At 71.5% G+C, this 13,381-nt stretch carries 13 protein-coding genes; 9 read left to right on the top strand and 4 right to left on the bottom strand.

The window, feature by feature from the left end; genetic code table 11:
- A partial coding sequence (locus ACFWBW_RS36845; protein ID WP_385382554.1) for a DUF3093 domain-containing protein occupies window positions 1–481 on the bottom strand: 481 nt, incomplete at its 3' end.
- 58 nt (window positions 482–539) lie between these two features.
- Between ACFWBW_RS36845 and ACFWBW_RS36850 the strand changes: the two genes are divergently transcribed.
- The 7 genes from ACFWBW_RS36850 (at window position 540) to ACFWBW_RS36880 (ending at window position 7,147) form a co-directional block, all read left to right on the top strand.
- A complete protein-coding gene (locus tag ACFWBW_RS36850; protein ID WP_385382557.1) occupies window positions 540–1,124 on the top strand; it encodes a PaaI family thioesterase in 585 nt (194 codons plus the stop codon).
- The gene (gene dut, locus ACFWBW_RS36855) at window positions 1,124–1,657 is read left to right on the top strand and encodes a dUTP diphosphatase (RefSeq protein ID WP_266903881.1); all 534 of its coding nucleotides are present in this window, start codon (window positions 1,124–1,126) and stop codon (window positions 1,655–1,657) included. Before ACFWBW_RS36850 ends, dut begins: the two co-directional genes overlap by 1 nt.
- A gap of 1 nt (window position 1,658) precedes the next feature.
- Window positions 1,659–2,450 carry a DUF3710 domain-containing protein gene (locus ACFWBW_RS36860; protein ID WP_385382560.1) on the top strand — a complete coding sequence of 264 codons (792 nt, stop codon included), beginning with the start codon at window positions 1,659–1,661 and terminating at the stop codon, window positions 2,448–2,450.
- A gap of 163 nt (window positions 2,451–2,613) precedes the next feature.
- Window positions 2,614–5,259, top strand: coding sequence for an ATP-binding protein (locus tag ACFWBW_RS36865; protein ID WP_385382563.1), 2,646 nt, complete (start codon window positions 2,614–2,616; stop codon window positions 5,257–5,259).
- The gene (locus ACFWBW_RS36870; protein ID WP_385382566.1) at window positions 5,256–5,942 is read left to right on the top strand and encodes a response regulator; all 687 of its coding nucleotides are present in this window, start codon (window positions 5,256–5,258) and stop codon (window positions 5,940–5,942) included. Before ACFWBW_RS36865 ends, ACFWBW_RS36870 begins: the two co-directional genes overlap by 4 nt.
- A gap of 24 nt (window positions 5,943–5,966) precedes the next feature.
- Window positions 5,967–6,395: an OB-fold nucleic acid binding domain-containing protein gene (locus ACFWBW_RS36875; RefSeq protein ID WP_112451269.1), complete on the top strand. Its 429-nt coding sequence runs from the start codon at window positions 5,967–5,969 to the stop codon at window positions 6,393–6,395.
- Between the two features lie 2 nt (window positions 6,396–6,397).
- Entirely contained in the window at window positions 6,398–7,147 is a 750-nt protein-coding gene (locus tag ACFWBW_RS36880; RefSeq protein ID WP_385382569.1) for a DUF3159 domain-containing protein, read from the top strand.
- Between the two features lie 308 nt (window positions 7,148–7,455).
- Here ACFWBW_RS36880 and ACFWBW_RS36885 read toward each other — a convergent pair whose 3' ends face one another.
- On the bottom strand, window positions 7,456–8,118 hold the full coding sequence (locus ACFWBW_RS36885) for a TrkA family potassium uptake protein (protein ID WP_214953432.1): 663 nt from the start codon (window positions 8,116–8,118) through the stop codon (window positions 7,456–7,458).
- Window positions 8,115–8,783, bottom strand: coding sequence for a potassium channel family protein (locus ACFWBW_RS36890; protein WP_385382573.1), 669 nt, complete (start codon window positions 8,781–8,783; stop codon window positions 8,115–8,117). The genes ACFWBW_RS36885 and ACFWBW_RS36890 overlap by 4 nt, the downstream gene beginning before the upstream one ends.
- A 219-nt stretch (window positions 8,784–9,002) precedes the next feature.
- Here ACFWBW_RS36890 and ACFWBW_RS36895 point away from each other — a divergent pair, with 219 nt between their 5' ends.
- Complete coding sequence (locus ACFWBW_RS36895) at window positions 9,003–11,057, top strand: APC family permease (protein WP_385382576.1); 2,055 nt, start codon at window positions 9,003–9,005, stop codon at window positions 11,055–11,057.
- 127 nt (window positions 11,058–11,184) lie between these two features.
- The gene (locus ACFWBW_RS36900) at window positions 11,185–12,519 is read left to right on the top strand and encodes a class I SAM-dependent RNA methyltransferase (RefSeq protein ID WP_385382579.1); all 1,335 of its coding nucleotides are present in this window, start codon (window positions 11,185–11,187) and stop codon (window positions 12,517–12,519) included.
- Window positions 12,520–12,552: 33 nt separating this feature from the next.
- Here ACFWBW_RS36900 and ACFWBW_RS36905 read toward each other — a convergent pair whose 3' ends face one another.
- Window positions 12,553–13,104, bottom strand: a complete 552-nt coding sequence (locus ACFWBW_RS36905; RefSeq protein WP_385382582.1) for a YceI family protein — start codon at window positions 13,102–13,104, stop codon at window positions 12,553–12,555.
- Window positions 13,105–13,381 lie beyond the last annotated feature (277 nt).

Here is a 13,381-nt window from a genome sequence, read left to right on the forward strand (position 1 = left end):
GCTCCAGCCAGTGGGCGTCCTCGGCCGGGCGCAGCGCCGCGCGGATGGCCGCCACCAGGGCCTGCGGCTCGCGGGTGGAGACGTAGACGTACGGGGTCGGGTCGGCCGGATCGGTGATCTCGACGCGAACCGCCGTCGGCACGTAGCTGCGCATCAGCATGAAGGCGCGGGTGTCGGCCTTGTACGTGCGCCAGGCGCGGGCCTCCTCCGCGTCCAGCACCTCGGGGTCGCCGAGCGCGGACACCGGGATCCGGGCCTCCCCGGCGGCCAGCGCGCCGCCCACCACGCGCACGCGCTGGGAACCGTACGAACTCACCACCAGCCCCGCCAGCGCGGTGCCCCCGACCAGCCCCGCCAGCAGCGGCAGCGTGCCCAGCGGGAGCAGCATCAGCGCGCAGGCCAGGCCGGTCAGGGCGGCGATGGCCCACCAGGAACGGGGGGCCGTCAGACGTTCGTCGTGGTGCGCGGGGGAGAGCTGCATGCGGCCAAGCCTGCCACGAGGCGACCCGCGGGTAGCCGCGCGGGTAAGGTCTGCGCCTGTGAGTGGACGAAAGACAGCGTTGACGCCCCCCGCCGATGCCACGGCGCCGGTGCGGCACCCCGATGCCCCGGCCCCCGGCGAACTGCTCGGCGCGCACTACGAGCACTGCTTCGGCTGCGGCGGCGGCCAGCCGCACGGACTCCACCTGGAGGCCCGCGCGGGCGAGGGCGTGCGCGTCACCGCCGAGTTCACCGTCAAGGCCGCCCACCAGGGTGCGCCCGGCCTCGCGCACGGCGGCGTCCTCGCCACCGCCCTCGACGAGACCCTGGGCTCCCTGAACTGGCTGCTGCGCGTCATCGCCGTCACCGGCCGGCTGGAGACGGACTTCGTCCGGCCCGTGCCCGTGGACACCGTGCTGTACCTGGAGGCCGAGGTCACCGCCGTCGCCGGCCGGAAGATCTACTCCAGCGCGGTCGGCCGAATAGGCGGACCGCAGGGGCCGGTGGCACTGCGCGCCGACGCCCTCTTCATCGAGGTGAAGGTCGACCACTTCATCGACAACGGACGGCCCGAGGAGATCCGGGCGGCGATGGCCGACCCGGACCAGGTCAGGCGCGCACGCGCCTTCGAGGTGAACCCCTGATGTCTGAGAACAACACCGGCGTGGACGTGGCCATCCGGCGCGTCGACCCGGAGGTGCCGATTCCGGCCTACGGGCACCCCGGCGACGCCGGCTGCGATCTGGTCACCACCGTGGCCGCGGAGCTGGAGCCGGGGGAGCGGGCGGTCCTGCCCACCGGGATCTCCATCGCACTGCCCGAGGGGTACGCGGCCTTCGTGCACCCGCGCTCGGGCCTGGCCGCCCGCTGCGGGCTCGCACTCGTGAATGCCCCCGGGACGGTGGATGCCGGGTACCGTGGGGAGATCAAGGTGATCGTGGTCAACCTCGACCCTCGCGAGAGCGTCAGGTTCGAGCGTTTCGACCGCATTGCCCAGCTGGTTGTCCAGCGAGTCGAGCAGGTGCGCTTCCGCGAGGTGGCGCAGCTTCCCGACTCGGCGCGGGCCGAGGGGGGTTTCGGCTCCACCGGTGGTCATGCGGCCGTGGCCGGATCCGGCGCTGGTCAGCAGGGTGGGAATGGCTACGCTTCGGTCGTATCCGACCGGGAAGGACAGTGACGTGTTCGGACGTCGCAAGAAGAACGACTCCGTCAAGGACGGCGGCGCGGCCGAGCAGGTCGTCGACGGCGTCGGTGCCGATGAGCAGGACGGCACGGAGGAGAACGACGCGGTACAGCCGCGCAGGGTGAACCTGCCGCCGGCCCCGCGTCCCGACGGCCCGTGGGACATCTCCGAGGTCCCCGGCAACCCCGAGGAAGGCCGGGTCGACCTCGGCGGCATCCTCGTACCGGGTGTCGAGGGCATGGAGCTGCGGGTCGAGGTCGCCGGGGACGCGATCGTCGCCGCGACCGTGGTGCTCGGCGACAGCGCCGTGCAGCTGCAGGCCTTCGCCGCGCCCCGCAAGGAAGGCATCTGGGGCGAGGTCCGCGAGGAGATCGCCGAGGGCATCACCAAGCAGGGCGGCATCATCGACGAGGTCGAGGGCCCGCTCGGCTGGGAGCTGCGCGCGCAGGTCCCCGTACCGCTCCCGGACGGGCAGACCGGCGCCCAGCTGGTCCGCTTCGTCGGTGTGGACGGTCCGCGCTGGTTCCTGCGCGGTGTCATCTCCGGCCAGGGCGCGGTGCGTCCCGAGTCGGCCGGGGTGCTGGAGCGGATCTTCCTGGACACCGTCGTGGTCCGTGGCGAGGGCCCGATGGCTCCGCGCGACCCGATCGTCCTGAAGCTGCCGAACGACGCGCAGATGGTGCCGGACGGCGTCCAGACGGACGACGCCGGGGACCAGGAGGGCTCCCGCTTCGGCGGTGGCATGGGCCAGCTCGAGCGCGGTCCCGAGATCACCGAGGTCCGCTGACCCCGGGCTCGACCGCTTACGGCCGTGGGCCGCACTCCTCCGGGGGTGCGGCCCACGGCCGTGTCCGGGGTGCGGCCCACGGCCGCGTCAGGGAACCGTCAGGGATCCGTCCGCGGCAGGTCATCGGCGCGTGAACGCGGCGGACGTCCCGGAGAATGGCCGCATGGGACGCGGCAAGCTCAGGATCTATCTCGGCTCGGCCCCCGGCGTGGGCAAGACCTACGCCATGCTCTCGGAGGGCCACCGCCGGGTCGAGCGGGGCGCCGACTGCGTCGTGGGCTTCGTCGAGCACCACGGGCGGCCGCGCACCGAGGTCATGCTGCACGGCCTGGAGCAGGTGGAGCGCAAGGAGCTCGTGTACCGGGGCGCCGCCTTCACCGAGATGGACGTGGACTCCCTGCTGGCCCGCAAGCCGGCCATAGCCCTGGTGGACGAACTGGCGCACACCAACGTGCCGGGCTCGCGCAACGCCAAGCGCTGGCAGGACGTGGAGGAGCTGCTGCGGGCCGGGATCGACGTGATCTCCACCGTCAACATCCAGCACCTGGAGTCCCTGGGCGACGTGGTGGAGTCGATCACGGGCGTGCGCCAGCGGGAGACCGTCCCCGACGAGGTGGTGCGCCGCGCCGATCAGATCGAGCTGGTCGACATGTCCCCGCAGGCCCTGCGCCGCCGCATGGCGCACGGCAACATCTACAAGTCCGACAAGGTCGACGCGGCCCTGTCCAACTACTTCCGCCCCGGGAACCTGACCGCGCTGCGCGAGCTCGCGCTGCTCTGGGTCGCCGACCGGGCCGACGAGTACCTCCAGCAGTACCGGGGCGAGCACAACATCCGCTCCACCTGGCAGGCGCGCGAGCGGATCGTCGTGGGCCTCACCGGGGGACCCGAGGGGCGCACCCTCATCCGGCGCGCTTCCAGGGTGGCGGCCAAGGGCTCCGGCAGCGAGATCCTGGCGGTCTACATCGCCCGGAGCGACGGGCTGACCGCGGCCTCGCCCAAGGAGCTCGCGGTCCAGCGGACCCTGGTCGAGGACCTCGGCGGAACGTTTCACCATGTGATCGGCGACAACGTCCCCGAGGCGCTCCTCGAATTCGCCCGCGGGGTCAACGCCACCCAGATCGTGCTCGGCTCCAGCCGCCACCGCTCCTGGCGGTACGTCTTCGGCCCCGGCGTCGGCGCCACCGTCGCCCGCGACTCGGGGCCCGACCTCGACGTGCACATCGTCACGCACGAGGAGGCCGCCAAGGGGCGCGGCCTGCGGCCCGTGGCCCGCTCGGCGGTCCGGCTCGGCCGGACCCGGCTGGTGGCCGGCTGGGTGGTCGGGGTGGCCCTGCCGCTGGCGCTGGCGACCCTGCTGACGCACATCGACACCGACCCCGGCCTCGCCAACGAGATGCTGCTGTTCCTGGCCCTGACCGTGGCCGCGGCCCTGCTCGGCGGGCTCTGGCCGGCGCTGGCCTCCGCCGCCGTCGGCTCCCTGCTGCTGAACTACTACTTCGCCCCGCCCCTGCACCGCTTCACCATCTCGGACCCCAAGAACATCGTGGCCATCGCCGTCTTCTTCGGCGTCGCGGGCTCCGTGGCCTCCGTCGTCGACGCCGCCGCCCGCCGCACCCACCAGGCCGCCCGGCTGCGCGCCGAGTCCGAGATCCTCTCCTTCCTCGCCGGCAGCGTGCTGCGCGGGGAGACCACCCTGGACGCCCTGCTGGAACGGGTGCGCGAGACCTTCGCCATGGAGTCGGTGGCCCTGCTGGAGCGCGCGAGCGACGTCGAGCCCTGGCGGCCGGCCGGCAGCGTCGGCCCGAACCCGGTCGCCCGCCCCGAGGACGCGGACGTGGACATGCCGATCGGCGACCACATGGCACTGGCCCTGTCCGGGCGGGTGCTGCCCGCCGAGGACCGCCGTGTGCTCGGCGCCTTCGCAGCCCAGGCCGCCGTCGTGCTCGACCGGCAGCGGCTGGTCGGAGAGGCGGAGGAGGCCCGCCGGATGGCCGAGGGCAACCGGATCCGGACCGCACTGCTGGCCGCCGTCAGCCATGACCTCCGTACGCCCCTGGCCTCCATCAAGGCCTCCGTGAGCTCCCTGCGCTCCGACGACGTGGAATGGTCCGAGGAGGACCGCGCCGAGCTCCTGGAGGGCATCGAGGACGGCGCCGACCGGCTCGACCACCTCGTGGGGAACCTGCTCGACATGTCGAGGCTCCAGACCGGCACCGTCACCCCGCTGATCCGCGAGATCGACCTCGACGAGGTGGTCCCGATGGCGCTGGGCGGCGTACCCGAGGCCAGTGTGCTGCTGGACATCCCGGAGACGCTGCCCATGGTGGCGGTGGATCCCGGGCTGCTGGAGCGGACCGTGGCCAACGTGGTGGAGAACGCGGTGAAGTACAGCCCGCCCGGGGAGCAGGTGCTGGTGGCGGCCAGCTTTCTCGGCGACCGGGTCGAGGTACGGGTCGTGGACCGCGGGCCGGGCGTGCCCGACGAGGCCAAGGACCGGATCTTCGCCCCCTTCCAGCGGCACGGCGACGCCCCGCGCGGCGCCGGGGTCGGGCTCGGGCTGGCCGTCGCGCGCGGCTTCGCCGAGGCCATGGGCGGCAGCCTCGAGGCCGAGGACACCCCCGGGGGCGGGCTCACGATGGTGCTCACGCTGCGGGCGGCGACCGGCGGGCCGCCGCGGATCCGCGTGAGCGTGGACGGCGAGGGGCGCAGCTCGCCGCAGGAGCCCGGGGGGCCGGAGGCGGACCGCGCGCCCGGACCCGTAGATTTTGATCTTGATTCGATACGACAGAAGGCAGGACCCCAATGACCCGGGTGCTCGTGGTGGACGACGAACCCCAGATCGTCCGAGCCCTCGTGATCAATCTGAAGGCGCGCAAGTACGAGGTCGACGCGGCCGCCGACGGGGCCACCGCCCTGGAACTGGCGGCCGCCCGCCACCCCGACGTGGTCGTCCTCGACCTGGGCCTGCCCGACATGGACGGGGTCGAGGTGATCAAGGGGCTGCGAGGCTGGACCCGCGTCCCGATCCTGGTCCTCTCCGCCCGGCACACCTCCGACGAGAAGGTGGAAGCCCTGGACGCGGGCGCCGACGACTACGTCACCAAGCCCTTCGGCATGGACGAGCTGCTGGCGAGGCTGCGCGCCGCCGTCCGCAGGGCCGAGCCCTCCGCCGGGTCCGGCGAGGACGAGGTGATCGTCGAGACCGAGGATTTCACGGTGGACCTCGCCGCGAAGAAGGCGGTGCGCGCAGGACGCGACGTGCGCCTGACGCCCACCGAGTGGCACCTGCTGGAGGTGCTGGTGCGCAACGGCGGCAAACTGGTCAGCCAGAAGCAGCTCCTCCAGGAGGTCTGGGGGCCCTCGTACGGGACCGAGACCAACTACCTGCGGGTCTACATGGCCCAGCTGCGGCGCAAACTGGAGGCCGACCCCTCGCACCCGATCCACTTCATCACCGAACCGGGCATGGGATACCGCTTCGAGAGGTAGTGGGGGCGCCGGTACGCTTCCTGTATGAGTGCTGAACCGCGTCCCGAGAAGCCCGCGAAGCCGGCGAAGCCCGCCAGGCCTGCGGGCAGGTTCCGCCGGATGATAGAGCGGCTGTCCACCTCGCAGGAGGAGCTGCATTCGGCGGAGCTGCAGGAGGACGCAGAAGCCGCGGGGTGCACGCGGATCTGCGACTGCCACGACCGTCAGATAGTGAAGGTGACCGGGACCCTGCGGACCGTCACCCTGCGGCCGCGCGCGGGCGTCCCCGCCCTGGAGGCAGAGCTGTTCGACGGCTCGGCCGCGCTGGACGTCGTCTGGCTCGGACGTCGCTCGATCGTGGGAATCGAACCCGGCCGTCGCATGATCGCCTCAGGGCGGATCTCGATGAGCCACGGCCGTCGGGTGCTCTTCAACCCGAAGTACGAACTCCGACCGCTCGGACAGGAGCACTGACGGTGACGTCACTCGACAAACCGACCACGCCTACGCCTGGGACGGATCCCGCCGCGGAACCGACCGCGGACCAGAAGGCCGTCACGCAGGCGGCCCTCTTCGACGCCTTCGGCGGCATCCGGGGCACCGTGGAGACGATGCTCCCCGGCCTGCTCTTCGTCATGATCTACACGATCAACAAGGACGTGAAGCTGTCCGCCATCGCGGCGGGCGCGGTAGCGGTCCTGCTGGTCATCGTGCGGCTGCTGCGCAAGGACACCGTCAAGCACGCCTTCAGCGGGGTCTTCGGGGTGGGCGTGGGTGTGGCCTTCGCCCTGTTCACGGGCAGCGCGAAGGGGTTCTACCTGCCCGGCATGATCTACGGCGCCGGCCTGGGCGTGGCCTTCACGCTCTCCGCGCTGGTGGGCTTCCCGCTGCTCGGCGTGATCCTGGGGCCGGTCTTCAAGGAGAACCTGTCCTGGCGCACGCGCAACCCCGGTCGCAAGAAGGCGTACGTCAAGGCCAGCCTGGCCTGGGGCCTGATCTTCCTCGCGAAGTACGCGATCCTCTTCCCGCTGTACTGGTGGGGCGACGCGACGCAGCTCGGCTGGGTGCTGATCGCGCTGAAGCTGCCGCCGATGGTGCTCGCGGTGTACTTCACCTGGCTCTTCCTGGCGCAGGCGCCGCCGCCGATCAACGTGATCGCGGAGTGGGAGGCGGAGGAGGCCGCGGAGAAGGCGGCCAAGGCTGCCGCGAAGGGGCACGGGGCCTGACCCGTACGCCGACCAGGGGTCGCAGCCGGATGGCTGCGGCCCCTGCTGTGTGCCGGGCGGCGGTACGGGGCTGCGGGTGCGGCCGGGTGCCCTGCGGGGCTGGTCCCCTACCCACCCTTCCACCGTTCCCCGGGCTACGCCCGGACCCCGTAGAGCCCGGCGCCGCGCCCCGGCTCGCCGGGCTGCGTCCGGACCCGCCCCGGCGGGTGGTGCCCGGGGGCGCGCAGCCTCGTACGGCTTGGGATGTGCGAAGGGGCGGCTGACCGTGGTGGTCAGCCGCCCCTTCGGCGGTTCAGCGGGACCGCAGGTCAGTCCGCGGCCTGGAGGAGGTCCTCCAGCTGCTCCTCGCGGGCCTGGGCGGCCACGAAGAGGAGCTCGTCGCCGGGCTCCAGGGTCTCCTCGCCGTGCGGCGTGAGCACCCGGTTGCCGCGGATGATCGTGACCAGCGAGGTGTCCTCGGGCCAGGTGATCTCGCTGATCTGCTTGCCCGCGACCTGGGAGTCGGCGGGCAGGGTCAGCTCGACGAGGTTGGCGTCGCCGTGGCTGAAGCGCAGCAGCCGGACCAGGTCGCCGACGCTGACGGCCTCCTCGACCAGCGCCGACATCAGGCGCGGCGTGGAGACGGCCACGTCGACGCCCCAGGACTCGTTGAAGAGCCACTCGTTCTTCGGGTTGTTCACCCGCGCCACGACCCGGGGGACCCCGTACTCGGTCTTGGCGAGGAGGGAGACGACCAGATTGACCTTGTCGTCACCGGTCGCGGCGATGACCACGTTGCAGCGCTGGAGCGCCGCCTCGTCGAGCGAGGTGATCTCGCAGGCGTCGGCCAGCAGCCACTCGGCCTGCGGCACCCGCTCCACCGAGATGGCGGTCGGGGCCTTGTCCACGAGGAGCACCTCGTGGCCGTTCTCCAGGAGCTCGCCCGCGATGGAACGGCCCACCGCACCGGCTCCGGCGATCGCGACCCTCATGCGTGTGCCTCCTCAGGACCCTCGGCGAAGGCTGCCTCCACCTTGTCGATCTCGTCCGTCCGCATCATCACGTGGACGAGGTCGCCCTCCTGGAGGACGGTCGCCGATGTCGGCAGCATGGCCTCGCCCAGCCGGGTGAGGAAGGCGACGCGGACGCCGGTCTCCTCCTGCAGCCGGCTGACCTTCTGGCCGATCCAGGCGGTGGAGGTGTGCACCTCCGCGAGCTGGACACCGCCGCTCGGGTCGCGCCACAGCGGCTCGGCGCCCGAGGGCAGCAGCCGGCGGAGCATCTGGTCGGCCGTCCAGCGGACGGTGGCGACGGTGGGGATGCCCAGGCGCTGGTAGACCTCGGCGCGCTTGGGGTCGTAGATGCGGGCGGCGACGTTCTCGACGCCGAACATCTCACGGGCCACCCTGGCGGCGATGATGTTGGAATTGTCACCACTGCTCACCGCGGCGAAGGCGCCCGCCTCCTCGATGCCGGCCTCGCGCAAGGTGTCCTGGTCGAAGCCGACTCCGGTGACCCGGCGGCCGCCGAAGGACGCCCCCAGCCGGCGGAATGCGGTGGGGTCCTGGTCGATGACCGCGACCGTATGCCCCTGCTGTTCCAGGGTCTGCGCGAGGGCGGAGCCCACTCTTCCGCAGCCCATAATGACGATGTGCACGGCCGTCCTTCCGGCTGTCAGCGGCTCGCTGGGTTCCAGCCTCTTTGCTGCTCTGGCTTAACAGGGTCTCAGACCATGGCCCAAGCTACACACGGGCGGTCACCACTGTGGCCATTTGCGCGGGAGGCGGGGCTCCTTTGCCCTGGATGCGGTGCGACTTCCCGTCGTATAGGGGTGGAGGGTTCGTCAGGCCGATTTCGAACGCTTACGATCCTCTGCGTGTCCAAACTGACCGACGTGCCCAAACGGATCCTGATCGGCCGGGCGCTACGAAGCGACCGCCTCGGGGAAACCCTCCTTCCCAAGCGGATCGCCCTCCCCGTGTTCGCGTCCGACCCGCTCTCCTCGGTGGCATATGCCCCCGGCGAGGTCCTGCTGGTCCTGTCGATCGCAGGCGTGTCGGCGTACCACTTCAGCCCCTGGATCGCCGTCGCGGTCGTGGTGCTGATGTTCACGGTGGTCGCCTCCTATCGGCAGAACGTCCACGCCTACCCCAGCGGCGGCGGTGACTACGAGGTCGCCAACACCAACCTCGGCCCCAGGGCCGGCCTCACCGTCGCGAGCGCCCTGCTCGTCGACTACGTCCTCACGGTCGCCGTGTCGATCTCCTCCGGCGTCGAGAACCTCGGCTCCGCAGTCGATTTCGTCATCGAGCACAAAGTGCTCTCCGCGATCATCATGATTCTGTTGCTTACGCTGATGAATCTGCGGGGCGTGAAGGAATCCGGGAACCTCTTCGCCATCCCGACCTACGTGTTCGTCGGCGCCGTCTTCGTGATGATCGCCTGGGGCGCCTGGCGCGGCCTGGTCATGGGCGACACCATGGAGGCCCCGACGGCCGGCCTGGAGATCAAGGCCGAACACCAGGGGTTGGCCGGTTTCGCGCTGGTCTTCCTGCTGCTGCGCGCCTTCTCCTCCGGCTGCGCCGCGCTGACGGGCGTCGAGGCCATCAGCAACGGCGTACCCGCCTTCCGCAAGCCCAAGAGCAAGAACGCGGCCACCACCCTCGCCCTCATGGGCGGCCTGGCCGTCACCATGTTCTGCGGGATCATCGGCCTGGCCATGGCCACCGACGTCAAGATGGCGGAGAAGCCCGCCACCGACCTGCTGGAGAACGGCGTCCCGGTCGGCACCGGCTACGTCCAGCACCCGGTCATCTCCCAGGTCGCCGAGGCCGTCTTCGGCAACGGCAGCTTCCTCTTCATCGTGCTCGCCGCCGCCACCGCGCTAGTCCTGTTCCTCGCCGCGAACACCGCGTACAACGGCTTCCCGCTGCTCGGCTCGATCCTCGCCCAAGACCGCTACCTGCCGCGCCAGCTGCACACCCGCGGCGACCGCCTCGCCTTCTCCAACGGCATCGTGCTCCTCGCGGGCGCCGCGATACTGCTGGTGTGGATCTACGACGCCGACTCGACGAAGCTGATCCAGCTCTATATCGTCGGCGTCTTCGTCTCCTTCACGCTGAGCCAGATCGGCATGGTCCGGCACTGGAACCGCCACCTGCGCTCCGAGCGGGACCCGGCCGCCCGCCGCCGGATGCACCGGTCCCGGGCGATCAACACCTTCGGCGCCTTCTTCACCGGCATGGTGCTGGTGGTCGTCCTGGCCACCAAGTTCACCCACGGCGCCTGGGTCGCCCTCCTCGGCATGGTCATCTTCTACGGAACGATGTCCGCGATCCGCAAGCACTACGACCGGGTCTCCGAGGAGATCGCCGCCGCCGAGGGCCCGAGCGACGACAGCGTGCGCCCCTCGCGGGTCCACTCCATCGTCCTGGTCTCCAAGGTCCACAAGCCCACCCTGCGCGCCCTGGCCTTCGCCAAGCTGACCCGCTCGGACCGGCTGGAGGCGCTCAGCATCAGCGTCGACCCGGCCGAGACCAAGGCCCTGCGCGAGGAGTGGGAGCGGCGCGGCATCAACGTCCCGCTCAAGATCCTCGACTCCCCGTACCGCGAGATCACCCGCCCGGTCGTCGAGTACGTGAAGGGCCTGCGCAGCGAGAACCCGCGCGACGCCGTCAGCGTCTACATCCCCGAGTACGTGGTCGGACGCTGGTACGAGCACCTGCTGCACAACCAGAGCGCCCTGCGCCTCAAGGGCCGGCTGCTCTTCACCCCCGGCGTGATGGTCACCTCGGTGCCCTACCAGCTGGAGTCCTCGGAGCTGGCGAAGAAGCGGGCGAAGAAGCGCGCGGAGTGGAACGCCCCGGGCGCGGTGCGCCGCGGGCCGGTCGACACCCCGCGTCCGCGTCCCAAGGACCCGGCGGGGAAGTAGCTCCGCAGCCCCGGAATCGGGGTGGCGAACGGCCGGACGAGATCCACGTAAACTGGTGGGTCGGTCGTCCGGCCGTTCCTTTTCGATTCTGATCTTCTGATCCACATCTCCTTGGAGTCTCCCCACCATGACGAGCGAGCAGAACGAGAAGCAGTCACTGGTCGGGGAGGAGTACGAGGTCGAGGTCGGCCCCGTCGCGCACGGCGGGCACTGCATCGCCCGGACCGCCGAGGGCCGTGTCCTGTTCGTCCGGCACACGCTGCCCGGCGAGAAGATCATCGCGCGGGTCACCGAGGGCGACGCCGACTCCCGCTTCCTGCGGGCCGACGCCATCACCGTCCTCGACCCCTCCAAGGACCGCGTCGAGGCCCCCTGCCCGTACGCCGGCCCCGGCGCGTGCGGCGGCTGCGACTGGCAGCACGCCAAGCCGGGCGCCCAGCGCCGGCTCAAGGGCGAGGTCATCGCCGAGCAGCTGCTGCGGCTCGCCGGGCTCACCCCGGAGCAGGCCGGCTGGGACGGTACGGTCATGCCGGCCGAGGGCGACAAGGTGCCCGCCGGGCAGGTCCCGCAGTGGCGCACCCGCGTGCAGTACGCGATCGACGAGGACGGCGTCGTGGGCCTGCGCAAGCACCGCTCGCACGACATCCAGCCGGTCGAGCACTGCATGATCGCGGCGCCCGGCGTCACCGAGCTCGGCATCGAGCAGCAGGACTGGCCCCAGATGGCCACCGTCGAGGCCATCGCCGCCACGGGCTCGGGTGACCGCCAGGTGGTCCTGACCCCCCGCCCCGGCGGCCGCCTCCCCCTCGTCGAACTCGACAAGCCGGTCTCGGTCCTGCGCGTCGAGGAGAAGGACGGCGGGGTCCACCGCGTCCACGGCCGCCCCTTCGTGCGCGAGCGCGCCGACGGCCGCACGTACCGCGTGGGCATGGGCGGCTTCTGGCAGGTCCACCCGCAGGCCGCGGACACCCTGATCAAGGCCGTCATGCAGGGTCTGATGCCGCGCAAGGGCGAGATGGCCCTCGACCTCTACTGCGGCGTCGGCATCTTCGCGGGCGCCCTCGCGGAACGCCTCGGCGAGACCGGCGCGGTCCTGGGCATCGAGTCCACGAAGCGCGCGGTCGAGGACGCCCGCCACAACCTCACGGACTTCCCCCGCGTCCGCATCGAGCAGGGCAAGGTCGAGCAGATCCTCCCGAAGACCGGCATCACCGAGTGCGACCTGGTCGTCCTGGACCCGCCCCGCGCGGGCGCCGGCAAGCAGGCGGTCCGCCAGGTCGCCGGCCTCACCCCGCGCCGCATCGCCTACGTGGCCTGCGACCCGGCCGCCCTCGCCCGCGACCTGGCCTACTTCCAGGAGGCGGGCTACAAGGTCCGCACCCTGCGCGCCTTCGACCTCTTCCCGATGACCCACCACGTGGAGTGCGTGGCGATCCTGGAGCGAGTGGCGAAGGACGCCTGACCCGCAGACCGTCGATGGGCGGGGTTGGCCTTGCTAGCCCTGCCTGATCGCGGAGATGTCGAACTCCAGGACGACCTTGTCGCCGACCAGTACGCCGCCGCCTTCCAGGGCGGCGTTCCAGGTCACGCCGAACTCCTTGCGGGAGATGGTCACCGATCCTTCGAGGCCGACCCGCAGGTTCCCGTAGGGGTCGACCGCGTTGCCGGAGTATTCGAAGTCGATGGTGACCGGGCGGGTGGTGTCCTTGATGGTCAGGTCGCCGGTGACGCGGTACTCGGTGTCGGAGAGGGTCTCGACCGAGGTGCTGCGGAAGGTGATGTCGGGGAAGTCGGGGGCGTTCAGGAAGTCGTTGGTGCGCAGGTGCTGGTCGCGCTGCTCGACGCCGGTGTCGATGCTGTCGGCCTTGATCACCACCTGGCCGGTGGATCGGGCCGGGTCGGCGCCGTCCAGGTGGGCGGAGCCCTCGAACTGGTGGAACGCGCCGCGGACCTTGGTCACCATGGCGTGGCGGGCGACGAAGCCGATCCGGGTGTGCGCGGGGTCGAGGACGTAGTCGCCGGTGAGCGCGGTGAGTTCGGCGGTCATGGTGGGGTGCCTCCGGGGGCCGGGATCCCGGCGGCGGTGTGCCGGGATCGTTTCGGCCCACGCTAGGGCGCGAGCGGTTCCCGACCCGGCCGGACGCACGGGGCGGCGGCGAAGTGCACTCCGACCAGCGACCTCGGGCCGGGCCGGCGACCCCGGGCCGGGCCGCCCCGGGAACCTCCCGGGGGGGCCGGGGTTTCGGGGGTGTTGCTCCCTTTCTGGCGGGGGGGGGGGTGGACCCCCCCGCACATTCCGCCGAGTGTGGCCGGGAATTTCGTTC

The organism is Streptomyces sp. NPDC059957 (assembly GCF_042730015.1).
GTDB lineage: Bacteria > Actinomycetota > Actinomycetes > Streptomycetales > Streptomycetaceae > Streptomyces.